Below are 24,601 nucleotides of genomic sequence, written 5' to 3' on the forward strand. Positions count from 1 at the left end.
CATCAATTTCGTACAGCAATGAGCAAGTTTGCGACAGGTGTGACCGTCATTGCTGCTGAACATGATGGTGAAATTCATGGCATGACGGCAAACGCCTTTATGTCTGTGTCACTTGATCCAAAACTTATTCTTATTTCGATCGGTCACCACGCAAGATGCGTAAAATGATTGAGTCGTCAGGAACATTCTCAGTGAATGTATTGTCTCGAGAACAAAAGGATACTTCCATGCTTTTCGCAGGCCAAAAGCAAGCGACACAGCCATACTCGTTTAATACGTTCGCAAATTTGCCTATTGTGCAAGAATCGCTCGTTTCGTTAGCATGTACCGTTCATAACACCCATCGTGAAGGTGATCATACGCTCTTTGTCGGGAATGTCTACAACTTACTCATTAATGATCATGCCGAACCTCTTACATTCTACAACGGTCATTATAAGAACCTACAGTTTGAAGGAGTATAAATCAGCAGTTAACTTTTTTTTGGGAAATCAGGAGGAAATAAGGCATTTTTATAGAACGAAAAGAAATAGACGTTGTGATCACAGCGTCTATTTTTAATGAGGTGATCGATGGTGAATGTCATTCAGGCTTACTACATATTAAACATGAAGATTTTACTAAAAGAAAAGCTGCCGTTACTCTGGTCAACGGCACTCCCTGTCATCTTTCTTTTCATCAATGGTCAGTACGTACAAGATACGATGTTTTTAAATTACTTTTGGGCAATCATTATTTTTGCCTGTTACATCTTTGGAGTTGGACTTCAAGCGGTACGGCTTCGAGAAGCAGGACTACTCAAAACGTATTTTTCAATGAACCTTCACGGATGCTGTTTTTTATTTCGCTCGTTCTCACACAAATGACGTCTGCTTTCTTTAGCATGGTCATTCTTAATAGCGTTGCTGCAATGTTTTTTTCACGTAAACTTTTTGGAAGCGATGATGTATTCAACCTTACTGATCTTTCTTGCTTTGCCTGTTGCGTTTTTATCAGCGAATTTGACGATGCTTCATAAGAGCAGCTATCAAACACTTAGCACAGTCATTGCGATCATTTTCTTCATCTCATTGTTTACGTTAACGTTTGAGCACATGATTAACTATGTAAATCCGCTCGTATACCTTTCTCAAATTTTATTTATGCAAGGCGTTTTCGACTATCTTATTTATGTCATTGGGTCGGCGCTTTGTATTATTACAGGAGTGTATAGCTTACGAAACTACCGAGTAAATTCTATCATGAGAAGGTGAACCGCATGATTACCATTCAGAATTTATCCTATGCATCGATGATCGAGAATACGAACGTGAGCTTTCAACTTGGATTGAACTATATCTACGGGAAAAATGGATCTGGGAAGTCGACCTTCCTCGATTGCCTATCTGGCATTATTCACAATTATTCTGGAACGATTACCGGTAACGATGATCTGGTTTATATGAACCAAAACTTATATTTCTCGATGAAACTTAAAGTAAAAGACTACGTTCAATTTGTTTTAACTCTTGATCGTGTAAAACATACATACAATGATTATTTCGCTTATATTAAAAGCATCGGCCTGAAAACGTTTCTTGATGAAGCGTGGAACAAAGAAGTATCTATGTTGTCTGGTGGGGAACGCCGCAAGCTGTTTTTCGTTACTACGTGTTATCTTGATCGTGAATGGTACGTATTTGATGAACCGTTTGCAGGTGTTGATGATGAAGGGAAACAGCTATTAACTACAATCTTAGAGCGTTTAGTCGCCTCTAAAAAAGGTGTACTCTTTACTTCTCATGAGCGAATCTCGTTTGAAAACATGGATGCGACCATGTATACGCTTGAGAACAAACAGATTTATACACCGTTTGAGCAGAAACAAACCGCTACTTCCAATCACTAAAAAGAAGCGTAGGCACATTGAACTCGTCTTTCTTAGTTAGTAAACCTTCCCAAGTTGACATCATTCGTTTCAGTCCATACAATTTAAGTAATTGAAATGGAGGTTTTTGTTTGTATAACTTATGTTCATTACTGGGGTGTAAACGTTCTTAATACGCTTTTTTTATTAAGAACGGATGTTATCTTATTTCCACTCAACGTAAAGGAGAATCATTGTGACGATTTCCATACGAGAGGAACGCCCTTCTGACTATAAAGACAATGAATGTGTCATTGAACAAGCTTTTCGACACGCAGAGCATACGGATCACCAAGAGCATAAGCTCGTCGAGAAAATTCGTGAGACCGATGCGTATCAACCTGATTTAACGTTTGTTGCAGTTGATGACGAACGTATTGTAGGACACATCGTACTATCTAAGATTATAATTAAAAACAACAATGGTCGTGCTGACTCCTTAGCACTCGCACCTGTATCTGTCATACCTGATTATCAAGGTAGGGGTATTGGTAGCCAGTTAATTCAGCATGCATTATCAAAAGCAACTGAAACTGGTCATGAATCGGTGATCGTTCTTGGGCACGAGGCGTACTACCCAAAGTTTGGGTTTACACGTGCAAGTGAATGGCAGATTACAGCACCGTTTGACGTGCCTGATGAGTCCTTTATGGCAATTGAATTACAACCAAACGCACTACAACATGTGCACGGAATTGTTCATTACTCACGTGCATTTAACGAATAGAAACGATAAGGGGAATATTTATGTTACTGGCGGTTCTTAACTAATCCAGCAATTGGATACGAAGCATACGTTTAAAATTGCGTCTACTAGGCGCTTCTTTGTTGTGCGTATGTTTCTTGTTAAGAACTCGTTCTAAAACTAGCGTACCCATCATCAGACTGCGGGAAGACCCGTAAGTCTATTTGATCGCTGTGAACGATTGTTCACAGCGATTTTTGTTTATACTGTGTTCAACCGTTCCGGCGATCTTCAACAAGATCTTAGGAGGATATAACATGAACAACCAAACACTAGACGTCTTAGGCTATAACAAAGTCATTCAAGATATTAAGGACTATGCAAGAACAGAGCGCGGGAAAGAAACGATTCACCAATTAAAGCCAATGGTTAACGAACGACGAATCTCTCAGTTACTCACTGAAATTGAAGAAGCGATTGAAATCTTAAAAATCAGCAGTAGTGTACCGATTCACACGGTCGATGACATTGAACAACTCATCACCCAAGGAAAGAAAGGTTTATTCATACGAGCAGATCAGTTCTCACGTGTCCTTTCTTTTCTTGATCATTGCACGAAGTTAAAACGATTTATGAAGGATAAAGAATATGCTGCACCTACAGTAAGTGCATATGCCTTTTCGATCGAAGATGTCTCACAACTTGAAGAGACCCTTTCGTCTGCACTTCGAAATGGACGTGTTGATGATTACGCATCGAAGTCATTAACGGACTTAAGAAGACAAATTAGTGAACTTGAGGACCGCATGAAAGCACGAGTGCAAGACCTTGCCCGTGGCAAGAAATACGCCACCTATTTGCAAGATACCGTCGTGTCAGAACGACAAGGACGATTTGTTTTGCAAGTTAAAAAGGAATACAAAGGCAAAGTTCCAGGGAGCGTCATGGACACGTCCGCTTCTGGTTCTACCGTCTTCGTTGAACCTGCTGAGATTTCTTCCATTCAAGAAGAGCTCAACCTATACAAAATGATGGAAGAAGCTGAAGTTGAACGGATCCTTTTTGAACTGACTGCTGAGTTCTTGGATTATGAGCATACGCTCATGCTTGCACTAGACGTGATGCACAACTATGATGTTCTCTTTGCGAAAGCAAAGTATTGCCAATCGATTCAAGGAACAAGACCAATTCTAACTGACGACAAAACGATGAACCTCATTGAGGCTCGTCATCCTGAACTAAAAGACAACGCCGTCCCCCTTTCGATTGAATTCGGCGAAGAAGAACGGGCACTCGTTATCACAGGACCGAACACGGGCGGTAAAACCGTGACTCTTAAGACCGTAGGTCTGCTCACGTTAATGGCTCAAGCAGGATTATTAATCCCAGCAAAGAGCGGTAGCAAAACGGGAATTTTCCAGCAAGTCTTCATCGACATTGGTGATGGACAGAGCATCGAAGACAATTTGAGTACGTTCAGCTCGAGACTCGTCTCGATTATTCAAATTCTCGAGCAGGCAAACGACCACTCTCTCGTCTTCCTCGATGAGCTTGGTTCAGGGACAGATCCAGCTGAAGGAATGGGCCTTGCGATTGCGATTTTAGAGCAACTATATAAAAAAGGTGCGACGCTATTCGCAACGACTCATTATAATGAAATGAAATCCTTTGCAGAGGAGTCCGAGGGCTTTCTAAACGGCTCAATGGAGTTCGATTTAGAAACCTTAAAACCGACGTATCGCTTACTACTTGGAGAAAGCGGCAAAAGCCAAGCATTTGAAATCGCCTTAAAACTCGGTTTGCACCCACAAATCGTCGAACAAGCACACGAACGAGCATACAAGGAAAGTGGCAATTATAAAGAACGCTTTACGTCTGAGTCATTAAATAAAGACGCATTAAAACGGCAAATTACGATTAACCGCTACGCCGATTATAAGAAAAAGAAATCCGTTGGCGACGTGAAACAATTCGATCAAGGTGACAATGTAAAAATCCAAGCGTCAGATGAGATTGGCATCGTCTATACAGGACCGGATGAACGTGGCAATTACGTCATTCAAGTTAAAGGTGGAAAGAAAACGTACAATCATAAACGATTAACGCTTTATATCCAAGCTGAAGATTTGTATCCCGAAGACTACGATTTTGATATTATCTTCAAAAGCAAGTCGTATCGGAAAATCAAAAATGACTTGTCACGAAAACATGTGGATGGATTAATTCTCGAAGACGAAGAATAATCATTCAAAAAGACGAAACGGCATTAATTGAGCCGTTTCGTCTTTTTTAGTTTAGTCTTTATCGGTTGTGGAAGGTTCGTCTTCGTCGTCCTCTCTGGATTGTTTACGAACAACAAGTTGTGGCTGGTTCGTAGAAAACTGGCTTCGTTCTGACCTAAGTGATTTGATTAGTGAAAAGACCATCATGAGTAAGATAATTGAGAAAGGAAAAGCCGCGATGATCATCACATTCTGTAAGGCTTGTAGACCCCCGCTATAAAGAAGGGCAATTGCTGTAACTGAGAGTACCATCCCCAAACGAACTTAATTCCATTCGGTGGATTATTCGAACCATTCGTTGAATGCATCCCGAGTACAAACGTTGCCGAGTCTGCAGATGTAATAAAGAACACGGCAATCAGCACAATCGTAACAATCGACGTAATCGTACTAATCGGCATCGTACTTAACATCCCGAACATCATTTCTTCATTTGTTAATGCACTCAAAGTGATGACTTCATTCAATTCTAATGACATTGCTGTTCCCCCGACGAATGAAAACCAGATAAATCCTACAATCGACGGAACGATTAAGACTGCAATTGTAAACTCTCGTAATGTACGCCCCCGTGAAACCCGGGCGATAAACGTCCCAACATAAGGAGACCACGCAATCCACCACGCCCAATAGAAGATTGTCCAATCATTAATCCACTCCCTCGCATCTGGCTACCTGGCGCAATTCTAAAACTAAGCTCTGGCAACGTTTGCAAGTAAGTTCCTAGCGTATTCGTAAACAAGTTCAATGAAAACATCGTCGAACCAAACGTTGCGATAAACATAAGCAAAATTAATGCAAGAATCATGTTGAAATTACTAAGATTCGAATCCCTTTGTTTAACCCAGTCATTGCAGACGTTAAGAACAAGACCGTTACAATAACAATAATAATGGTTTGAATCCAAAAATTAATCGGTAGATCAAATAAAAATGAGATCCCACCATTCATCTGAACAGCACCAAATCCAAGACTCGTCACAATACCCGTTACGGTCGCGACTAACCCAAATCCGTCAATGAACTTCCCCTTTAGACCATCCGTATTCATTAAAGGAGACAACGTACCGCTAATTAACCCCGGCTTTCCTTTACGGAAGTTAAAATACGCTAAACATACGGCGATAATCGCATAGATTCCCCAAGCGTGAATGCCGTAATGAAAAAACACAAACCGCATCGATTCACGTGCTGCTTCAATCGTTCCTTCTTCAACCGTAGGTGAATTAATCGCAAAGTGTGACATCGGTTCTGCTGCACCGAAGAACACAAGTCCAATCCCCATCCCTGCACTAAACAACATCGCAAACCATGTTAAGTACCCGTACTCTGGTTTGTCATCATCTTTGCCGAGCTTAATTTTTCCGTATGGACTAATGATAATAAACAAACAGACGAGTGCGAAAAGAGTTACGGCAATCAAGTAGTACCAGCCAAATGTACTTGAAATAAACTGCTGGACCGTTGCAGTAATTTGTTCGAGTTGGGTCGGTAAAAGAACTGCGGCTAAAATGACGACGAGTAACGCACCTACAGCCCAATAAAACACTGGTTGTATTCGACCATGTGCTGTTTTCATAACAATCCCTGCTCCTTTATGTTCCATTCCTTCTGCTAGTGTGGTCGTTCTCCCCTTCGAACATGTAAGAGAACCATTATGTAACATTTACCTATCTTTACTAAGATGTGGCTTAGGATTCTTAGTAGGTTAAGTACGATTATTTATTCAACACCACATTGACCTTCTGCTCTTGTTACTATAGGCTGTATAGTGCGTTTCATTTTGTGCAACACTAAAATGGAAACTTGTCCCACCTACTACACGATCCATACGGAGTGAACAAATGCTTACATACAAAGATGCGTGGAAAGTCATCGACTTTTGCGAAGAACAAGGGTACGTTACCCATAAAGAGACGTTACAACTTGAAGTCGTGCGCTCAAAGAATGAAATTAAGAACCATCCAGACCATATTCAAGAAGACCTTCAAAGGGTAGGTGGTGTAAGCACCATCGATCCTCGAAGCTTAATTAGCACGATCTACTTATATCCCCAACAAGTGGCTGAAAATGTAAAAGCTCACGGCCACAATTCTAACGTTGGGACCGCTGTAACCGTTCAATTATTGCTCCATGAAATGCGCCACCACGTCCAACGTACGGAACTACGCGATTACGGATGGGAATTGCAACAAGATTATCAGCTTTATCACGAACACGATCGAGCCAATGATCATTGGACTGAAAAAGATGCGGATGCCTTTTCGACAAACCTTCTGTACGACCATGCAACTGAACTTGCGAAATTGCTAAAAATCCGAGAAGAGCGCATGCAGATTTATGAAAATCGCGCACACGATGCATTCCCTGATTTTGACCGCTTTAAAGAACAGTACCAACAAATTCGCGAAAAAAAATCATTGAGTTAAACAAACAGGAAAACGCCTAAAGCTAGGCGTTTTCCTGTTTTATATTTCTGCAATTGTTGCCACGTAGAAGGCACAAGCTTCATGAATTTTTTTCACTTCACAACTTTCATTGTTCATATGCGCAAGTTTGTATTCGCCAGGGCCAAAACCGATTGTCGGAATCCCCTCTGAAACTGGAGTCACCGCGTTTGTCCCAAAATCCCAAAAATCAAATGCTGGCGGTTTGGAGAATACTTTTTCATAGGCGTTTACTAAGTACTTTGTGAGCGGATGGTCATCGGCAATCTTCCACGGTTCATGTAAAGGTTCATAGTGAATATTCTCGCCTGTCCAACTTGTGCGATGCAAAGAACCGATTTCCCACGTTGCATCCAACCCGTTCACGATGTGATCCATCTCTTTTTTTGACTGTCTCTTCATTTTCTCCGAGTACTAGTCGGCGATCGAGATAAATTTCACATTCAGAAGGAACGGCATTTAACGATGCACTCGTGCTTGATATGTTTGATAAGACGAGCGTCCCTGACGCAATTTCACGATGCATCAATTGATGATTTTGCCCTTCTACTCTGCGAATGACTTCTGCCATTTTATAAACGGCATTATCTCCTTTTTCAGGAGCAGAACCATGGGCAGACGTGCCGAACGTTTTTACTCGTAATTGTGCTTTTCCCCGATGACCTAGGACAATTTTGTTGTCTGAAGGTTCGCAAATAATCATATAGTTTGGTTTCGTTTGAGGAAATTCTTTAAACAATTGTTTTAAGTTCTCACCATCACAGAACTCTTCATCAACGGTGCATGTGATATAGACGGTCTTTCCATTCAGAAGCTGTAAATCTTTCGCCAATTTTGCAGCATACATTGAAGCCGCAATTGATGATTTCATGTCAACAGACCCTCGTCCGTAAATTCTACCTTCTCTAAGCTCGCCTGCAAAAGGTGGCAACTCCCATTCGTCTTCCTCATGCACTTCTACTGTATCCATGTGTGAATCAAACATCACAACGTTTTCACCATTTCCAACTCGACCCACGACGTTTCCAAGTGAATCGATCCATACTTCATCAAAATCTAGCGATTCCATCTTAGCTTTGATCGTATGTGCGATTTCTTTCTCATCGCCTGAAAAGCTCTTAATCCGAACGAGCTGTTGTACAAATCCAACCATCTCTTGTTCATATTCACATAGCGCTTCATACAAGTTCTCCATGTAATGCTCTCCCCTTTCGTTCATCAATCGTAAGCGTCGATCTTACAATTACGACGCTTACGTTCATTTGTTATGAATGTTTCCCTTCCCAAACGACTTCACGATACGTTTGAACATCAGTGTCACCTTCCGTATTAATGAGCAACACCCGCGAAGTTTCATTAAGACCCATTTGGTCTTTGAACGATTCCAACTCCTTGTTGTGCAGAAGTCGATAAAGTAGCCCTAACGTCACTGCGCCTGATTCTCCTGATGTAATTCGTTCATCCTCTTTAAGCGGGTTAGCGTACATTCTCATCCCGAGCGCCGCCACATCGTCCGTACACGAAAAGGCACCTTCGGCAAGCTCTTGAAGCAACTCAAACGCAATCGTACTCGGCTCACCACACGCAAGCCCTGCCATAATCGTTTCCATATCTCCATTCACAATGGTACGTTCGCTTTGATTCTTGAACGATACATAATAGCAATGTGCTTGTTCCGGTTCGACGAGTATAACTTTCGGTGACTGATCACCATATGCATGATGCAAAAATGTTGCAATCGCAGCAGCGAATGATCCAACACCTGCTTGTAAAAACACGTGAGTTGGGGGGTTCTGAGCACTTCTTGCCAACTCTTCAACAATTTCATGTGCAATCGTTGCATAACCTTGCATAACCCTTAATGGAATGTCTTCATACCCTTGCCATGCGGTATCCTGCACGAGAGCATAGTTGAACTTCTCAGCAGTATGGGATGCGACTCTTACTGCCTCATCATAATTAACGTCAGTAATCTCTGCATTCGCACCTTCGGTTTGGATCGCTTTTAGACGCTCTTGCGAGGAGCCTTTAGGCATATAGACGATTGAGTTTTGACCGAGTTGACTTGCTGCAAAGGCAACACCACGCCCGTGATTTCCATCTGTAGCTGTAATAAACGTCAGTGGATGGTGCTCGTTTGCGAGTACACGTAGGTCGCTAAATGTGAGCTCACTCAAGCTTACACCAAGCGCATTAGCTAATTCTGCACTGACTGCATACAACCCACCAGTCGCCTTAAACGCATTTAAACGAAAGCGTTTCGACTCATCTTTTACGAGTATTGACTCCACACCTAGTTCTGTTGCGAGTCGTTGCAATGAACATAGCGGTGTCGGCTTATAATCAGGAAAACTAGCAAGAAATTGAGTCACTTCTTCAATAGCCTCTTTCTCGAAATATCTGCTAAATGAAGATTGTATCTCTCTTTTTTTATGATTTCGTTCATAGTGAATACCCATCGGTCCCCTCCCTTATTAATATGTAATATATTACTTTATTCGTTATTCGTCAATCACTTGACGAATAACAGCTATTACAATGTGACAATTCCTCTGAACCCTCTCGAACCATAATAAGAAGAAGCGCCGTTATGATAGACAAACACCTGACCGTAGCGATAATCGCAGAACAATGCGCCACCAAGTTCACGTACCGAAGACGGCGTTTCAATCCAACTCGACGTCTTCTGATCAAACGGTCCATATTTCTGGAGGTTTCGGTACTCTGATTCAGTTAGCAATGTAACGCCCAACTCCGCTGCTAAATCTTGTGCAGTATTCTCTGGTTGATGCTTCTTACGCGCTTCAAGACCAGCGCGATCAAAACATACACTTCTGCGACCTTTTGGGCTTTCTTGTGAACAATCGATAAAGTGAAGTGCTTCTGGTTCCTCTTCAAAAGTCACCAAATCAGGCTCGCCTTCGGTGCGTTCCATCTCATGTAAGACGTGGAGTTTTTCAGGTTGTGCTTCTAACTTCGTGACAACTTCTGACCATTGCCGTCCAGGATGACGATGCATGTTTTGTTCAAATCGACTTTTCAAACGTTCTAAAAGCTGCACTTGTTGTTCTTCAGTTAATTGCTTCTTTGACACAATCATTCCTCCTTTTTTTCTACTTATCATTATTATCTTCTATTCTGATATGGAAGGCTAGTTCACTTTTAGCATAGTATAAGACAAATCCCGTTTTGCATTCTTGCGTTTATAGCCGAGAAAGTAGACCGTACAAAACACATGTACTATGATAATAGTGAACTGAAAGAGTGGGGGTATGGTTTTGGAACAAAGGGTAAGCGATGAGCAATGGCAGGCGATTAATGAGAGTGATCAGACATATGATACGATCTTTTACTACGGGGTAACTTCTACGAAGATTTTTTTGTCGACTCTTGTCATTCTAGAACGCCAAAACGGGAAAACATTCGCATATTCACATGCACAACAACTGCAGAAAAAGTTGGTTTTAGACCTTGCAAACGTTGTAAACCCGACTTATCCGAACGACCAGAATCGGCCTTGATCAATAAGGTAACGCAACACTTAGATTTTCATTATATGAATTCAATTACGCTTGAACAATTAGGAGAGCATTTTCATGTAAGCCCCTATCACTTACAGCGAACCTTTCAAAAACGAGTCGGCCTAAGCCCGAATGAATACATTACAAAACGACGCTTAGACGAGGCGTGCAAGTTATTAACACGTACCGACAGACCAGTGAACAGCATTGCTAAGACGGTCGGGATGCCTAACGCTGCACATTTTATTACTCGTTTTCGTGACTATTACGGACTTACCCCGAAACAATACCGAGAAAAGCAAAGGTAAAGGAGCGATCCATGTTGGACACTTATACACATCAAATCCACACACCCTTTGGACGAGTCACTGTATCGAGTGACGGTCACGCACTGACAGGATTGTGGTTTGACGGCCAAAAGTATTACGGCAAGACATTAGGAGATCACACGATTGAAAACCAAGACTTAGCACTGTTTACTCAAGTTGAAGCTTGGTTAAACGACTACTTCTCAGGTAAACAACCGACACTGGATTTCGAAGTTAAACCTGCAGGTACTGAATTTCGTAAAACGGTTTGGAACGAACTTCTTTCCATTCCTTACGGAAATCTCATAACATACGGCGAAATCGCTCAACGTTTTTATGAGACTCAAGGCAAAAACATGTCCGCCCAAGCAGTCGGCGGTGCTGTTGGACACAACCCCATTTCTATTATTATCCCTTGTCATCGTGTTGTAGGTTCAAATGGTAGTCTCACAGGTTACGCTGGTGGAATTGGCGTCAAAAAGAAGCTGTTACAACTTGAAGACATCGACCTCACTCATTTACACGAACCAACCAAGGGTACAGCACTTTAAAGGTTCAATTCGACAATTTACGTTTCTTTAACGTCAACGAATAAAGAAGTAACGAACTCCAAATCAAACCGAACGCAATCCACTCCACAACGGCAACAGTGCTCTGAAAAACAAAAACACCCATTAAAAATACAATGGTCGGTGTAATGTATTGGAAAAAACCGACCGTTGTTAGCGAGACTGTTTGTACACCTTTTGAAAACCATAACAACGGCAAAACTGTAAGTAAACCCGCTAATACAAGCTTCGTAGACACTTGAATCGATGATCCGAACACCAATGAATGTTGTGTATAAAAAAACAAAAGAATGCCTATTGCCACAGGAGTAGCGATCATCGTCTCCACCGCCATCCCTACGACCGCATCGAGTTTGACCTTTTTCTTGGCAAGCCATATACTCCTGATGTTAATGCCAGCAGCAATGCGATAACGGGAAAAGTCCCGAGACCATATGTGACTAAGATCACCCCTGTGAATGCCAAAGCGATCGCCGTAACTAAACGTCGATTCACTCGGTCATGAAAGACGATCACTCCGATCAAAATACTGACAAGTGGTGTGATATAAAGACCAAGGCTCGCTTCGATTGCCGCACCATTCATCATTGCGTAGATAAAGACAAACCAGTTCATACTAATCGCTATTGAAGCGACACATAATCGAACAAGCTCCCCTCTGTTTGCATGAATTCCTTTAATGAAATGAATCAGTTTCACCCGCTTACTCGGAATCACACATGCAATGGCTATGATGACAACAAAACCCCAAACAATACGATGTGCCATCACTTCAAATTCATTGACAGGATGCAACAGATTCCAATAAATTCCGAGCATTCCCCACAATACGTAAGCAGCTAGAACGTATACGTAACCTGACACAATGGATCGATCAGGATTTACACACGAACGTCTCAATTGTGATTCATTCACACGCCTTTTCTACCTGTGGTTGATCTATCATGAATTGATAAAATGCCAAATCAAGCCAGCGCTCAAACTTATAACCAACGTTTTTCATTGTTCCTGTATGTGTAAAATTGAACTTTTGATGCAATCGAATACTTCCTTCATTTGTAGCATCAATCCCTGCAATGATTGTTTTATAGTTCTCGCTTGTTGCATCCTTAATAATTGCTTGTAGTAAATCTGTTGCGACACCCTTTTGACGATGATTTATATCTGTGTAAATTGAATGTTCAATGGTGTATTGATACGCAGGCCAATCGCGAAATGCTCCATACGTTGCAAAGCCAGCAATTTCTCCACCTCTTTCACAAACAAAAACTGGATAACCGGACTCAAGCTTTTGGTTATACACTGTTCTCTCTCTATGATTGTCTCCGGTTGATAGCTATAAACCGCTGTTGTATGCAGAATCGCATCGTTATATATCGCTAAAATCTTCTGTAAATCATCTTTACAAGCTTTTCTAATCACCTATAACACTCCTTTACGCTTTCCATCATTTTCTATTCCAAGTGTATCGCCTGCATTTATCATCGTAAAATTGAAAAAAAATCATCGCCTGTTATAGTATAAAGTTATATCAAATAGCTATAGGTGATCACTTTGACGTTACAACAATGCCGTTATCTTATTTCAATCGCAAAATATCAATCATTTAACAAAGCCGCCACTGCGCTTTATGTCACTCAACCTAGCCTTAGTAAAGCAATCCGTAACCTCGAAGAAGAACTATCCATCACAATTTTTGAGCGAACGAATAGAGGCGTCTTATTCACAGAAGAAGGACGGGAACTTCTCTTTTACGCACAAAAGTTAGTTGCACAAGCAGAATCAATCATCTACCAATTCACCCAAAAACCAGAGACTAAATTAAAATATACGATCTCTTCGCAACACTATAGCTTTGCAATTGAAGCATTCACTCATTTTATGAACCTGTTTCATCAAGACTATGAACTTTCGCTTCACGAGGGAAAAACGACAGACGTCATTGACGACGTTTACGCGAGTCGCAGTATTCTTGGTGTAATTTCCATTACAGACTTAAATGAACACTTTTTCGCACGTTACTTTACGTCCAAATCATTGACATTTCAGCAACTGGGGACCGTAAAACAACAGGTTTTCTTGCGTGAAGAACATCCTTTAGCAACCCAATCGGTCATTCAATTAGAAGACTTGGAACCTTATCCGTACCTTACGTATCAACAAAACGATATGATGCTGCATTTTGCTGAAGAAACCTTAAACTTACATAATCAGAAACAACTCATCTATGTAAACGATCGTGGTACGATGAACAACATGCTCTCTCATACAGATAGCTTTAACCTTGGCACGGGATGTATTGTAAAAGGGTATATGAATGCTAATATTACATCTCGACCTTTGATGGACGGATCTACGATACGCATTGGCTATATTAAGCGAGATGACACCGTCTTCCCAGAAGAAATTATTCAGTTTATAGAAGAGCTTAACAAGTCTTTGCACCTTTCTCTTCCTAAATAAAGTAAAGCAACTGCCCATAGACGCAGTCGCTTTAATCGAGCATTTATTACTCTTTCGCCGGGGCATCACATGGACAACAACGCACCCTAACGTGGTTCGTAATCATTTGTCCATCGCCAGATGCACCACCTGTTTCCCTGTAGCGTGCATAGAGAACGATGTCTCCAACTGTTCCTTGTGGGATGATGGTCACTTGATTGCCAAGCTCATCGAACCAACCGATAAATTCATATCCTTCGACTGGATTAGGATCCTGCAACACAATCGGGAGGTCCTCAGGTCGATAACTCGTTGGATTCGGGTTGATTGTACTTAATACGCCAACATACGTGATCGTATATTGAAGTGGTGAAGGGTTAAAAACGAGGACAACTTGATTGTTGAGAAGTTGAATCTCCCAATCTTCAAAACCAGTGACAGGTTTCAAGAATGCATCCGCATCGGATTGAGATAATACAGGATACTCTGGTGTAGGAATCGCAATAACAATAGGGCTTCGTTCTGGATCTGGAAAAACGTATTCAGAAGTATCTAGTTGAAACACTGAACCTGCAAACAAAGGGTTAATGATTCGAATCACGTTCTCGGCATCTACAATATAAACACCGTTGATATCCGTCGTTAAATCTTCAACATTCATCTCTCCAGCATTAAAAATTCCAGGTGCAATAGGCGCTTCATTAGAGCCAATTGGTCCAAAATCAACGCGATTAATTAACGTTAATGCTCCAAAATTATTAATGGCACCTGCACGTACACTAGCGTTATTATCAATAATTCTACTGTTTGTAATCATCATGCTTCCATTTGTGTTAATTGACACTGCTCCACCGATTGCCGCTTCATTACCATTCATTTCTGCATTTGAAACAGTCGCATTCGCAGTAGAATTAACATAGATTCCTCCAGCTTCATTTCCCGCTATATTTGAATCAATAAGACTGTTTTCCAACTGCAAGGTCGCCCCAATGTTCGCATACATTGCCCCTCCATTAACGGTTGCTACATTTGCACGAGATGTACACGCTGTAATCGTCGACTGCGTATTTGTATTCATAAACAAGGCTCCTGCATTATTTGATGCAACGTTATTCGTAAATGACGTGTTATCGAGATTCATCGTTGCAGCATTATTAACAAACACTCCAGCCCCATTTATTGCTTCGTTTCGCTCAAACGTGTTTCTTGATAGTAAAGAGTTGCTATCGTTGTTCAAATAAACAGCTCCACCATTAGCTCTGGCAATGTTCTCCGTGAATACGGTATCAACGATTTCTGGTGTTGTACTCGCATTAGCAAAGATCGCTCCCCCGTTACTCGCTACATTCATCATACATTGACAGTTTGTGATGGTCGTAGTTGTATTGATATTGGCAAAAAGCACTCCTCCATTTGTAGTTGCTTCATTTTCTATAAACGTAACCGCTGTACAACTTAACGTTGCGGTTTGATTTGTATAGATCGCTCCCCCATTACTACCAGAAAAGCTACCACTAATCGTGGAGTTTGTAATACTACTCGTTTATTTGTCCCCCCAACATAAATCGCTCCGCCAATTCCTACAGCGCTACAATTTGATATGATAGAGTTATTAATAACATTGACAGCGCTAGCTCCTCCGACCATTAAAGCACCGCCACGAAAAGTTGAAGATGAATTTTGCAATGTCACATTGTTAGTATTCAATGTTCCTGTCGAATTAATTAAAGAAGATCCATCTTCTAAACCAATCGTACTGCCACCATCAACAATTAAATCTTGCAACAATAACTGACCGTTTGCCGTGATATTAAAGACGTATCCTGAATGAGCTGTTGAACGTTGAAGTAGCGTCGTTCTTTCAATCCCTTGAATAGCCACAGCATAATTTATTGTAATTTGTCCCTCTATAACAATATCGTTCGTAACAATGATTACAGGTGCATTCATCGCTAAAGCGGTTAACAGCTCTTGATAACTTGAAACATTCATCCCAAATGCCCCCCCTTTTTCTTGAATGTTTGCCTTATAATTAAACTATGTCCTTATAGAAGATCGCTATTGTGTGCATGTCTACTTCTTATAAAAATGTGCTCTTTAGCCGGATTAATTGACTGCGCGCATAAAAAAAAGTGACTGCAATTGCAGTCACTTTCTCAAAAACATTCTAAGCCCAACTCTTACGCCCCAAGCGACGCCGTCTTCTGATAAATAAAACGTTAACGCTTCCCCGTTTCTTCAATTAGTAATGTGGTTGCGTTCTCCGCTCGTAAATTATGCTTACGACCGTCCATTGTTATAGTGAGCCGATCACTCTCTTCCATGATGTGCGCCTCAGCGTTTCCTTCTCTAACAAAATAAGCACCTAATAACCGCTTCTTTTCTTCATCTGCCATCGTATACTCAGTTTCTTCAATCATTGACTGTTCAAGCGGCAAATCTAACGCCACATTCGCTACCGCTCGCCAAAGGTCGTCTGCCGGTGCATCTGAACAATTGAGCAGTACGACAATGACCGTATCTTCTTCAGGAATAAATCCGAAGTACGAAGAGACGCCTGGTTGACTTCCACCATGACCAACGAGTGTTTTCCCTTCATAATTTGAGACAAGTTGTAAGGCATAACCATAGGAAGAGACATCATTCACCTCAATCAACGGACGCCACATGCTCTTAAGCACATGTTCACGAACCGGAAACCGAGCCTTTCGGAATAACGAATCTGTATAAAGACGACCATAGGTTATTAAATCAATGGCTGTCGAACGAATGCCCCCACCAACTTCATAGTTTCCAAGCTTTGGCCAAGCAACAGCTTCTTGACGTTTTTTTCTCTTTGTTGTATACGTACGGAATCGACACATTTTCTAACCGTTTAAGACGATCTACATCATAAGTTGAGCGCGTGAGACCCAATGGTTTTAGTAGCTTTTCTGTCATGTATGAGCGATATGACTGACCACTGACCTGCTCAATAATCGCTCCGAGGAGCAAAAACGTGTCGTTACAATAACTGAAATAGTCTCCCGGCTCAGCAAATGGTTCATAATCTCCATTTCGCAAATAATCAAGGTGTTCATCGAAGCCATCTAGTTGAACACAACGTCGCAATGGCGGGACACCCGTCGTATGCGATAGCAAATGGGAAATTGTAACTTTATCGGTATTTCCTCCACGTAATGAAAACTGGTGCAAGTGCTGAACAACTGGGTCCTCAATGGATAACTGCTTTTGATCGTGCATGTGCATAATCGCTAGAGCTGTAAACGATTTAGTTATCGAAGCTACACCAAAAATTGTATCTTTCGTAACGGGTAGTTTCTGATCAATATCACGATAGCCGAACCCTTTTGAATAGACTAGCTGATTGTTTTTACTTACAGCAATTGAAGCACCTGGAATTGCGTAGGCTTGCATTTGCGACTGAATGTAGGCTTCAAGTTCGTTCCACTTCCTACGTTCTTGCGGGGAGCTTGCCATACACATTCTCCTTTTTATTTTACGTCTTTAAAGATTTGCTTTTGGATGTTTTGACGCTTCTCGTAAATGTTAATGACGATCACTTTAAGAACGGCATACGTGGGGATTGCTACAATCATTCCGATAAACCCAGCGATATTTCCTGCGGCTAGTACGAGTGTGATCACGGTTAATGGATGAACACTTAGCTTCTTACCCATAATGTTCGGCGTAATGAGGTTGCTCTCAGCTTGCTGTACCGCAAGTGTGATCAGCGATACCCAAATGGTTAACACCGGATCTTGAATGAGCGCAATGACAAACGCAGGGAAAAACGCGAGCCAAGGACCGAGAAATGGAATCATATTTAGTAAAAACGCGAGCAATGCGAGTAATAATGCATATTCAAGTCCAATTAGAGAATAACCGGTAAACAACAAAACAGCGAGTATAAAAGCTGCTAAGACTTGGCCTTGAACATAGCTTTTCAGTGCAAAGTCAATCTCACTTAAAAGCTTCTTAACCCATTCTCTTCGTTCTCCATGAAATAGATTATAAAGAGCAGGAGCAAATTTCTCGTGATCTTTTAACATAAAGAAAAAGAAAAATGGTACGAGAATCAAGGTTAATGCCGCTGAAACGGCCCCACTAAGAAAAGATACGAGATAACTAGAACCAACGATAATGATATCCTCAATCGAATCCAACACCGATCCAAATGTTTGTTCTAAATCAATAGGAAACGTTCCATCATCGTTAAGAAATTGTATAACAATTGCCTCAAACTGTTGGAAAATCATCGGTACATTTTGAATAAACTTATTGGCTTCTTCGATGAGCGGATCGAGAATTAAACTTGCCATAATAGCGATAAATACCGCAACGATTCCCAAAATCGCTAGGGCACTTGCCCATTTCGGCATATATCGAACGAGACGACGTTGCAATGGCTCCGTAATGTAAAATAACAAACCAGCTAAAAGAACTGGAATCATAATCGTCGTCAAAATAATAATTACTGGTTCAAATAAACCACTGATTTCCATAAAGTTCTTCACGATCAGAATGAGCAATAGCAAGCCAATCCCTAATTGAAACCATACTTTATTTAACATTAATTTAACTCCTACCTTTATGTATCGACCATCCGGTATACTGCAATGATGTCTACTCTATCTTTCACACATCTAATCGAAAAGATCAATAGAACAGAAGCCTTCGTAACGATTTGTTCACGTGAGCAAAAATCTAGCATTACGCTCTTACTTCTTATTATTTCCCGGAAAATAATGCACATAACGATGTATTCTAGTAGGCAGTTTCTAACCTTTAGGTCTCCACCTGCCAAACCCACCTTCTGTGTTAATGATTTGCCGGGTAATCCAGCGGGCTTCTGTTGTAAGTAACCAAGCGATCAACCTTGCTGGGTCTTCAGGTTGCCCGTAACGACCAAATGGAAACATCGGCTTCAACTGCTTCCACGTTGTTTCATCCATATAGCCTGTGTCAACAGGTCCTGGGTTAACCGTATTCACTCGAATTTGTTGGTCAGCGAGCTGGTCAGCAATCGTTAACGTAATATCAGCTAACGCCCCTTTCGCCGATGCATATGCAATTTCACCTGGCATCGGTCCTAAACGTTGACCAGACGTCATAAACAAAATTGATCCTTCACGATCTTTGGTCATTTGATTCGCAAATGCTTGAGCAAGAAGAATAGAAGAGCGCGTATTGACTGCCCAATGGTTATCGAGCATTTCTGCAGTTAGCTCCCCAATGGCGCCGTCAGAACCGCTCATGGCATGATTACACACCAAACCATCCACTTGGCCAAATGCATCAACAGCTACGTTCATCACTTGGTCTGGGGTTTCTGCCTTTTGAAAGTCACCAGAAATATCAAGAAAACGCGCATCACCGATAAGTTCTGATTGAATCCCTTTAAAAACCTCACTCAGCTGGTCACTTCCCCACTCTTGTTCTTCATCGTGAGGTTGATAGTGATGGGCAATAATTGATGCCCCGAATGCCGCGCATTGCTTTGCCACAGCATGTCCTATTCCTTGACGGCGACTAACCCCGGTAATCAAAATCACACGACCTTTTAACGGATATTGATCTCTTAACAACTGACTCATCGTTTCACCTCGTCTAGTTAACATTCCATTGATATGAAAAAAAGCGGGGGTGTCTCCCCGCTTTTTCGTTACTCCAATTATAATCAACATGCATCATTCATTCAAAAACGATCCGTTGCATTCGGTTTAATGGCAACCCAAATTTCAACTTCTTCTTCAACACTTCGAATCATTTCAGGAGCTTCGTCCAATTCATACTCAGTCATTGGAATCCATTCAGAATAAACACGCTCCCACGTCTTTAACATCGCTTCAGGCATTGGTCCTTGGGCATGAAAAACTGCCCACGTTTTAGCAGGAATTGTGAAAATCTCAAACTCTTTTGTCGCTTGCTGATCTGTTGCTGTTGCAATCATATACGTAACATCATTTGATTGTTTCGCGTTAGAGATGTGCAAAATCCCAGGGAATGATGAGTGATCATACGGTTTGAGCTGCTTTTCAATCGTCTCAAGCTGTTCCCAGAGCATTGGCTCAAACTCTCCTCCTTCTCCCATTGCAACGTTCTCTTTTTTTCCGACGACTGTAAACGATTCTTTTTCAACAATCCGATATTCCATTTCAACCGCTCCCTTAATCATAAATTGGAAGGTCATTCGCGGAAAAGCCCTTAATGATGCATCTGAATAATAAACTTCACTAGGGGTTATACCGTGTAAAGATTGAAACGCCCTTGAAAATGCATCTGGAGAATCATACCCGTACTTCATTGCTACATCGATGACTCGCACATGATGATGTTTTAAATCAAATGCCGCTGACGTCAAGCGCCTCCTGCGAACATATTCCGCAATCGAAACACCTGTAATAAAGGAAAACATTCTCCTAAAATGATGATCCGAAAATTGAGCGATGCTTGCGACCTCTTTGTAATTCACTTTTTTTGTCCAAGTTTTGTTCAATATAATCAATGGCATCATTCATTCTTTTTAACACGTCCATCGTGATGACCTCCCTTCTACATTAAGAATAACAACCTTAAATGAGCCTCTCCCGCTTGAAATCGTTCCGTTTAGTCGGAATGACGCTAACGTAAATTGCAACATCGACCCATGACAAAACTAGCGCTCCTCTAAAGATCATGCTAAAATGAGAACAAATGTTCTGGAGGGCATGCGATGAATAAGCTTACACCCGGTGGCAACATGCGATGGGAATCGATGCGGATGATTTTGCCTGAACACCGCGAAGCATGGCTTAAACACCAAGAAGAGAACAAAAAGGTTCAACAACCTGTTCTTGATGAACAACATTGGCAAGAATTCGAGTATATTCTTTCAGAAGCGATGGAGTATCACCAGTTATTAACGTTTATCTTTTGGCATGACGGGCACTTTTACGAAATCATCGGTCATTGCCATTTTATTAATAACACCCAGGAGCAATTTCACATCCTTACCGTCGATGAAGAAATCCATTACTTAAAGTTTGACGTCCTCATCAACCTTGCTTTGCACTAAACGCTAAGCTCCACGGTTACTTTGTTCTTTAATGAATTGCATTCGATCATTAAAGAGGGTTGGATAAGAGAAGTAACCGAGCATAATACTTGTAATTACAGCGGTCGTTAACAGTAAGAATAAGATGAGCAATTGAAACATCACTGCCTGAACTGGATCCGCACCAGCAATGATTTGCCCGCTCATCATGCCTGGTAATTGCACAAGGCCAATCGTCTTCTGAGCTTCAATCGTCGGAATAATACTTGCTTTAATCGACGTTACTAAAGGACGATGTACCGCTTGCTTTGGCGTTCCCCCAAGCGATAAGATCAATTCCGTCTCGTCATGTCTTGACCCTACTTCAGCTGTAAAACGATTAAGAAAGAGTATTCCAAGCACCATGGAATTCCCAATCACCATACCACTAATTGGAATGATGTATTGAGCAGTCGCTGGAATAATATTGAGGCTTAAGAGGATGGCTTGAGTTAACACTTGCACGAATAGAAATGTGACGATTAACTTCCAGGTGATTCCCGGAATGCTAGAACCTTTCTTCCTTGCGTTCTCCGTAGCAGCACCAATCATTAAACCAATCATTAAGACAATATACAAAATGCTTTCTGAATCAAAAACGAACTGCAACAAATACCCGACTGCAAGTAATTGAACAATCGAACGAATGGTTGCAACAATCGTATCTCTCTCAAGACCAAGATTTAATGTCTTTGAAAGAACGAGTGGAATCGCAACAAAAACGAGGGCAATCACTAGGGTTATGAAACTCATTCTACTTCCCCCTTTACAAAACGTCGAACGTCTTCATTTTCGGGGTTTCGAAGGAGATTACTCGGTCCTGACTCTACCAACTTGCCATCAATCATCACCCACGTGTAAGCACCGATTTGTAATGCTTGATCAAGGTGATGCGTAATCCAAATAACAGTCGTTTTGTAGCGTTGATTAATATGTACAATGAGTTCTTCAATCTCTTGTGTCGACACACGATCCAATGAGGATGTAATCTCATCTAATAACAAGATTTTAGGGCAGTTTACGAGTGTCCGTGCAATTGATACCCTTTGCTTTTGTCCACCAGACAAATCATGACTGTTCCGTGTTAGAAACTCTTTTCCTAAACCAACAACTTCAATATACTCCTCGGCTTCGTCGTCAGTCAGTGATTCTCCTTGTAGCACTCTTGCTAGTTCCAAATTATCCCTTACCGTGCCTGTCATCATCGTTGCGCTTTGCAACACAATACCAACCTCTCGTCGTAACTGCACCGGTTCATAGTCACCAATCATAACCCCATCAATCCAGATATCACCTGAGCTCGCTGATAAGAGACCATTACATAAACGAAACAACGTCGATTTTCCAGCACCAGAAGGGCCAACTAACGTAGTAATCTCACCCCGTACAAATGAACCTGTAATTGACTCAAGAATCGTCAATTCCTTTGTTGCAAAGCTCACTTCATGAAACTGAATTGCAGCTTCATCCTCCATCATGCTGTCACTTCCTTTTGCATTTAACCCGCTACCTACCATTCCCTTTATTTTCTCGATCAAAGTAAAATTTATCCACTACTATTCTAAATCTATTCTACTCTTGAAATTAAAAAAAACGCCACATTTCTGTAAAGTTAGCGATCTGTCCTGTTTCATACATCACTAAAAACAATGCTGAAGCAACAAGACCGACAAACAAAGAAATGCTACTCGCTTTACCTACGACAGCTCTTGAACGTTCATCTCGCCAATCGTTATACTAGACGATAAAAAGTAGCGAGCCAATCACTATAGCCATTGCAACCCCATTAAACACTGTCATTTTATCCCTCTCTTGATTCAAAACCAGCGTACAAATTCCCAAACATAATGTAGCGGTTTTTCGACAAATAAAAAAATAGATCCACACGTTTGATTGTGTGAATCTACCCCAAAATAAACCTTTATTATGTTTAAATGATTCCCATAAGAATCCCAAGAATAATCATAATAATGCTGAATCCCCACATCCAGAAGAATGAGTAGCGAATGTGTTGTCCCATATTGGCCCCAGCTAAACCGACACCTAACCAAAGTGCTGGAGAGAACGGGCTAACAAATGTACCGATGATATTTCCTGTGAGCATTGCGTAAGCTGTTGACGCTGACTCGATCCCTTGTGTACTTGCGATCGAATCTACAATCGGAAGCAAAGCGAAATAATACGCATCTGTACTTGTTAAAAGATCCATTGGTACCCCAAACAAACCAACTATAATATGAATATAAGGGACAACAAACTCAGGCATCACACTGATTGTTGCGAGTGCAATGTGCTCTAGCATACCTGAATTGTCTAAGATTCCTAAGAACACGCCAGCTGCTAAAATAACTGCAGCCATCATTAATGCACTTGGCGCATGCGCTTTCACTCTTCCCATTTGATCGTTAACCGTCGCATAGTTAATCGGGAGAGCAATGGCTACACCTAACATGAACGCATATTGAGGCGGTAAAAGCGACGAAATCATCGTAGCTAACACTGCGATCGTTAGCAATAAGTTAATCCAAATAATGGCTGGATGTTTACGTGGCTGTTCACTTGCGGCAGCCATTTCATCATTTTGACGTTTTACAAACTCGTCAGCAATTCCCCTTACATTAACATTCTCATTCAAGGTAATTTCTCCAGCTTGAACGCGCTTTTCAATTCTTCTTTTTTTCTCTAATTCCTAACAACGTTGCAAGTCCTAGTATTAACACAAGACCAGCAACTTGTAACGGGATCAGTGGCAAATAGAAAGAAACTGGATCGGTTCCAATAACAGAAGCCGCTCTCGCTGCAGGGCCACCCCAAGGAATCATGTTTACGAGCCCAGCACTGAGTGCAATTAATAGAAGCAACAAGTAACGACTCATATGTAACTCTTTATACAATGGTAACAACGCTGGAATGGAAATCAAAAATGTTGACGCGCCTGCTCCATCAATTTGTGCAACCATCCCAATGATAGCGGTTGCAATTGCAACAACAACGACATTTCCTTTTGTTATTAAAATCATTGATCGAACAAACGGATTAAATAATCCACTATCTTGCATAATACCAAAGAAAATAATCGCAAAGATGAACATAACAACTACGCCCATCACTTGACTTGTACCCGCTTCTAAAAACTCTGTAATCTCTGCGAAGTTAAAGCCAGCAATTAAAGCACCGAGAATTGGAATTAATGTCATCCCTACAATCGGACTGATTTTTCCCCAAATTAATAGACCTACAATTAGAAAGATAATCGCTAAACCGACAACGGTTAGCCAAATCGAGACATCTGGTTGCATTTGAAATCCCCCTACATTGGTTACATTCCGACATTCTAGTAAACCGCTTTCAATATTAGTCACTATAA

The 24,601-nt window shown here is 41.3% G+C and carries 26 protein-coding genes and 4 pseudogenes; 12 read left to right on the top strand and 18 right to left on the bottom strand.

Features of this window, described 5'->3' with window-relative positions; all coding sequences use genetic code 11:
* Positions 1-18 precede the first annotated feature (18 nt).
* The 6 genes and pseudogenes from JCM19055_RS18990 (at position 19) to JCM19055_RS19015 (ending at position 4,834) form a co-directional block, all read left to right on the top strand.
* Positions 19-464, top strand: a pseudogene (locus JCM19055_RS18990) (flavin reductase family protein).
* Between the two features lie 108 nt (positions 465-572).
* Positions 573-866, top strand: coding sequence for a hypothetical protein (locus JCM19055_RS18995; protein ID WP_042360865.1), 294 nt, complete (start codon positions 573-575; stop codon positions 864-866).
* A gap of 66 nt (positions 867-932) precedes the next feature.
* Complete coding sequence (locus JCM19055_RS19000; protein WP_042360866.1) at positions 933-1,253, top strand: hypothetical protein; 321 nt, start codon at positions 933-935, stop codon at positions 1,251-1,253.
* A gap of 5 nt (positions 1,254-1,258) precedes the next feature.
* A complete protein-coding gene (locus tag JCM19055_RS19005; RefSeq protein WP_042360867.1) occupies positions 1,259-1,888 on the top strand; it encodes an ATP-binding cassette domain-containing protein in 630 nt (209 codons plus the stop codon).
* A 214-nt stretch (positions 1,889-2,102) separates the two neighbouring features.
* Complete coding sequence (locus JCM19055_RS19010) at positions 2,103-2,633, top strand: GNAT family N-acetyltransferase (protein ID WP_042360868.1); 531 nt, start codon at positions 2,103-2,105, stop codon at positions 2,631-2,633.
* A gap of 275 nt (positions 2,634-2,908) precedes the next feature.
* The gene (locus JCM19055_RS19015) at positions 2,909-4,834 is read left to right on the top strand and encodes an endonuclease MutS2 (protein WP_042360869.1); all 1,926 of its coding nucleotides are present in this window, start codon (positions 2,909-2,911) and stop codon (positions 4,832-4,834) included.
* Between the two features lie 51 nt (positions 4,835-4,885).
* On the opposite strand, the pseudogene JCM19055_RS19020 reads toward JCM19055_RS19015, so the two are convergent.
* A pseudogene (locus JCM19055_RS19020) lies at positions 4,886-6,451 on the bottom strand (BCCT family transporter).
* A 265-nt stretch (positions 6,452-6,716) separates the two neighbouring features.
* On the opposite strand from JCM19055_RS19020, the gene JCM19055_RS19025 reads away from it, so the two are divergent.
* Positions 6,717-7,301, top strand: coding sequence for a hypothetical protein (locus JCM19055_RS19025; RefSeq protein ID WP_042360870.1), 585 nt, complete (start codon positions 6,717-6,719; stop codon positions 7,299-7,301).
* A gap of 39 nt (positions 7,302-7,340) precedes the next feature.
* Here the strand turns inward: JCM19055_RS19025 and JCM19055_RS30395 are convergent, their stop codons facing one another.
* From JCM19055_RS30395 to JCM19055_RS19040, 4 genes are all read right to left on the bottom strand, one after another.
* Complete coding sequence (locus JCM19055_RS30395; RefSeq protein WP_265182368.1) at positions 7,341-7,649, bottom strand: M20/M25/M40 family metallo-hydrolase; 309 nt, start codon at positions 7,647-7,649, stop codon at positions 7,341-7,343.
* Complete coding sequence (locus JCM19055_RS19030) at positions 7,609-8,514, bottom strand: M20/M25/M40 family metallo-hydrolase (RefSeq protein ID WP_265182369.1); 906 nt, start codon at positions 8,512-8,514, stop codon at positions 7,609-7,611. Before JCM19055_RS19030 ends, JCM19055_RS30395 begins: the two co-directional genes overlap by 41 nt.
* 70 nt (positions 8,515-8,584) lie before the next feature.
* Positions 8,585-9,778, bottom strand: a complete 1,194-nt coding sequence (locus JCM19055_RS19035) for a diaminopropionate ammonia-lyase (protein ID WP_042360871.1) — start codon at positions 9,776-9,778, stop codon at positions 8,585-8,587.
* A 74-nt stretch (positions 9,779-9,852) separates the two neighbouring features.
* The gene (locus JCM19055_RS19040) at positions 9,853-10,419 is read right to left on the bottom strand and encodes a DUF4256 domain-containing protein (protein ID WP_042360872.1); all 567 of its coding nucleotides are present in this window, start codon (positions 10,417-10,419) and stop codon (positions 9,853-9,855) included.
* Positions 10,420-10,597: 178 nt separating this feature from the next.
* Between JCM19055_RS19040 and JCM19055_RS25840 the strand changes: the two genes are divergently transcribed.
* The 3 genes from JCM19055_RS25840 to JCM19055_RS19050 are packed head-to-tail and all read left to right on the top strand — an operon-like array spanning position 10,598 to position 11,699.
* Positions 10,598-10,840 carry an Ada metal-binding domain-containing protein gene (locus tag JCM19055_RS25840; protein ID WP_193745509.1) on the top strand — a complete coding sequence of 81 codons (243 nt, stop codon included), beginning with the start codon at positions 10,598-10,600 and terminating at the stop codon, positions 10,838-10,840.
* Complete coding sequence (locus tag JCM19055_RS25845) at positions 10,747-11,148, top strand: helix-turn-helix domain-containing protein (RefSeq protein WP_370543230.1); 402 nt, start codon at positions 10,747-10,749, stop codon at positions 11,146-11,148. Before JCM19055_RS25840 ends, JCM19055_RS25845 begins: the two co-directional genes overlap by 94 nt.
* Before the next feature lie 14 nt (positions 11,149-11,162).
* The gene (locus tag JCM19055_RS19050; protein ID WP_265182370.1) at positions 11,163-11,699 is read left to right on the top strand and encodes a methylated-DNA--[protein]-cysteine S-methyltransferase; all 537 of its coding nucleotides are present in this window, start codon (positions 11,163-11,165) and stop codon (positions 11,697-11,699) included.
* A gap of 4 nt (positions 11,700-11,703) precedes the next feature.
* Here JCM19055_RS19050 and JCM19055_RS24660 read toward each other — a convergent pair whose 3' ends face one another.
* The 3 genes and pseudogenes from JCM19055_RS24660 to JCM19055_RS19060 all read right to left on the bottom strand — a co-directional run bounded on the left by JCM19055_RS24660 (position 11,704) and on the right by JCM19055_RS19060 (position 13,139).
* Positions 11,704-12,051, bottom strand: coding sequence for a hypothetical protein (locus JCM19055_RS24660; protein WP_052366547.1), 348 nt, complete (start codon positions 12,049-12,051; stop codon positions 11,704-11,706).
* Between the two features lie 2 nt (positions 12,052-12,053).
* The gene (locus tag JCM19055_RS24665; RefSeq protein WP_052366548.1) at positions 12,054-12,632 is read right to left on the bottom strand and encodes an EamA family transporter; all 579 of its coding nucleotides are present in this window, start codon (positions 12,630-12,632) and stop codon (positions 12,054-12,056) included.
* Positions 12,625-13,139 (bottom strand): annotated as a pseudogene (locus JCM19055_RS19060) (N-acetyltransferase family protein). Before JCM19055_RS19060 ends, JCM19055_RS24665 begins: the two are co-directional and overlap by 8 nt.
* A 132-nt stretch (positions 13,140-13,271) precedes the next feature.
* Between JCM19055_RS19060 and JCM19055_RS19065 the strand changes: the two are divergent.
* A complete protein-coding gene (locus JCM19055_RS19065) occupies positions 13,272-14,180 on the top strand; it encodes a LysR family transcriptional regulator (protein WP_042360874.1) in 909 nt (302 codons plus the stop codon).
* A 46-nt stretch (positions 14,181-14,226) separates the two neighbouring features.
* On the opposite strand, the gene JCM19055_RS19070 is transcribed toward JCM19055_RS19065, so the two are convergent.
* The 7 genes from JCM19055_RS19070 to JCM19055_RS19095 form a co-directional block, all read right to left on the bottom strand.
* The gene (locus tag JCM19055_RS19070; protein WP_152549980.1) at positions 14,227-15,564 is read right to left on the bottom strand and encodes an InlB B-repeat-containing protein; all 1,338 of its coding nucleotides are present in this window, start codon (positions 15,562-15,564) and stop codon (positions 14,227-14,229) included.
* Between the two features lie 50 nt (positions 15,565-15,614).
* Positions 15,615-16,151, bottom strand: coding sequence for a hypothetical protein (locus JCM19055_RS19075; protein WP_042360876.1), 537 nt, complete (start codon positions 16,149-16,151; stop codon positions 15,615-15,617).
* Between the two features lie 227 nt (positions 16,152-16,378).
* Positions 16,379-17,023 carry a serine hydrolase domain-containing protein gene (locus JCM19055_RS24670; protein ID WP_052366549.1) on the bottom strand — a complete coding sequence of 215 codons (645 nt, stop codon included), beginning with the start codon at positions 17,021-17,023 and terminating at the stop codon, positions 16,379-16,381.
* Complete coding sequence (locus tag JCM19055_RS24675; RefSeq protein ID WP_265182371.1) at positions 16,944-17,576, bottom strand: serine hydrolase; 633 nt, start codon at positions 17,574-17,576, stop codon at positions 16,944-16,946. Before JCM19055_RS24675 ends, JCM19055_RS24670 begins: the two co-directional genes overlap by 80 nt.
* Positions 17,577-17,653: 77 nt before the next feature.
* Complete coding sequence (locus JCM19055_RS19085; RefSeq protein ID WP_042360877.1) at positions 17,654-18,733, bottom strand: AI-2E family transporter; 1,080 nt, start codon at positions 18,731-18,733, stop codon at positions 17,654-17,656.
* Positions 18,734-18,940: 207 nt separating this feature from the next.
* A complete protein-coding gene (locus JCM19055_RS19090) occupies positions 18,941-19,756 on the bottom strand; it encodes an SDR family oxidoreductase (RefSeq protein WP_052366551.1) in 816 nt (271 codons plus the stop codon).
* Between the two features lie 101 nt (positions 19,757-19,857).
* Positions 19,858-20,577 carry a GyrI-like domain-containing protein gene (locus JCM19055_RS19095; protein WP_052366552.1) on the bottom strand — a complete coding sequence of 240 codons (720 nt, stop codon included), beginning with the start codon at positions 20,575-20,577 and terminating at the stop codon, positions 19,858-19,860.
* A gap of 297 nt (positions 20,578-20,874) precedes the next feature.
* Between JCM19055_RS19095 and JCM19055_RS24680 the strand changes: the two genes are divergently transcribed.
* Positions 20,875-21,216: a YolD-like family protein gene (locus JCM19055_RS24680; RefSeq protein WP_052366553.1), complete on the top strand. Its 342-nt coding sequence runs from the start codon at positions 20,875-20,877 to the stop codon at positions 21,214-21,216.
* 3 nt (positions 21,217-21,219) lie between these two features.
* On the opposite strand, the gene fetB is transcribed toward JCM19055_RS24680, so the two are convergent.
* The 3 genes and pseudogenes from fetB to JCM19055_RS19115 all read right to left on the bottom strand — a co-directional run bounded on the left by fetB (position 21,220) and on the right by JCM19055_RS19115 (position 24,533).
* Positions 21,220-21,987 (bottom strand): iron export ABC transporter permease subunit FetB, encoded by a 768-nt coding sequence (fetB, locus tag JCM19055_RS19105; RefSeq protein ID WP_042360879.1) that lies wholly within the window; start codon positions 21,985-21,987, stop codon positions 21,220-21,222.
* Positions 21,984-22,712 carry a phosphate ABC transporter ATP-binding protein gene (locus tag JCM19055_RS19110; protein ID WP_042360896.1) on the bottom strand — a complete coding sequence of 243 codons (729 nt, stop codon included), beginning with the start codon at positions 22,710-22,712 and terminating at the stop codon, positions 21,984-21,986. The genes fetB and JCM19055_RS19110 overlap by 4 nt, the downstream gene beginning before the upstream one ends.
* A gap of 452 nt (positions 22,713-23,164) precedes the next feature.
* Positions 23,165-24,533: pseudogene (locus JCM19055_RS19115) on the bottom strand (CitMHS family transporter).
* Positions 24,534-24,601 lie beyond the last annotated feature (68 nt).

Source organism: Geomicrobium sp. JCM 19055 (assembly GCF_000698185.1).
GTDB classification, from domain to species: Bacteria; Bacillota; Bacilli; order Bacillales; family Marinococcaceae; genus Geomicrobium_A; species Geomicrobium_A sediminis.

What these genes read in the sequence shown, in the direction of transcription:
- JCM19055_RS18995 (WP_042360865.1), top strand. Translation starts at nt 573, where the DNA reads ATGGTGAATGTCATTCAGGCTTACTACATATTAAACATGAAGATTTTA.
- JCM19055_RS19005 (WP_042360867.1), top strand. Translation starts at nt 1,259, where the DNA reads ATGATTACCATTCAGAATTTATCCTATGCATCGATGATCGAGAATACG.
- JCM19055_RS19015 (WP_042360869.1), top strand. Translation starts at nt 2,909, where the DNA reads ATGAACAACCAAACACTAGACGTCTTAGGCTATAACAAAGTCATTCAA.
- JCM19055_RS19025 (WP_042360870.1), top strand. Translation starts at nt 6,717, where the DNA reads ATGCTTACATACAAAGATGCGTGGAAAGTCATCGACTTTTGCGAAGAA.
- JCM19055_RS19030 (WP_265182369.1), bottom strand. Translation starts at nt 8,514, where the DNA reads ATGGAGAACTTGTATGAAGCGCTATGTGAATATGAACAAGAGATGGTT.
- JCM19055_RS19035 (WP_042360871.1), bottom strand. Translation starts at nt 9,778, where the DNA reads ATGGGTATTCACTATGAACGAAATCATAAAAAAAGAGAGATACAATCT.
- JCM19055_RS19040 (WP_042360872.1), bottom strand. Translation starts at nt 10,419, where the DNA reads ATGATTGTGTCAAAGAAGCAATTAACTGAAGAACAACAAGTGCAGCTT.
- JCM19055_RS24660 (WP_052366547.1), bottom strand. Translation starts at nt 12,051, where the DNA reads ATGGCGGTGGAGACGATGATCGCTACTCCTGTGGCAATAGGCATTCTT.
- JCM19055_RS19075 (WP_042360876.1), bottom strand. Translation starts at nt 16,151, where the DNA reads ATGAATGTTTCAAGTTATCAAGAGCTGTTAACCGCTTTAGCGATGAAT.
- JCM19055_RS24670 (WP_052366549.1), bottom strand. Translation starts at nt 17,023, where the DNA reads ATGTGTCGATTCCGTACGTATACAACAAAGAGAAAAAAACGTCAAGAA.
- JCM19055_RS24675 (WP_265182371.1), bottom strand. Translation starts at nt 17,576, where the DNA reads ATGCAAGCCTACGCAATTCCAGGTGCTTCAATTGCTGTAAGTAAAAAC.
- JCM19055_RS19085 (WP_042360877.1), bottom strand. Translation starts at nt 18,733, where the DNA reads ATGTTAAATAAAGTATGGTTTCAATTAGGGATTGGCTTGCTATTGCTC.
- JCM19055_RS19090 (WP_052366551.1), bottom strand. Translation starts at nt 19,756, where the DNA reads ATGAGTCAGTTGTTAAGAGATCAATATCCGTTAAAAGGTCGTGTGATT.
- JCM19055_RS19095 (WP_052366552.1), bottom strand. Translation starts at nt 20,577, where the DNA reads ATGTTTTCCTTTATTACAGGTGTTTCGATTGCGGAATATGTTCGCAGG.
- JCM19055_RS24680 (WP_052366553.1), top strand. Translation starts at nt 20,875, where the DNA reads ATGAATAAGCTTACACCCGGTGGCAACATGCGATGGGAATCGATGCGG.
- fetB (WP_042360879.1), bottom strand. Translation starts at nt 21,987, where the DNA reads ATGAGTTTCATAACCCTAGTGATTGCCCTCGTTTTTGTTGCGATTCCA.
- JCM19055_RS19110 (WP_042360896.1), bottom strand. Translation starts at nt 22,712, where the DNA reads ATGATGGAGGATGAAGCTGCAATTCAGTTTCATGAAGTGAGCTTTGCA.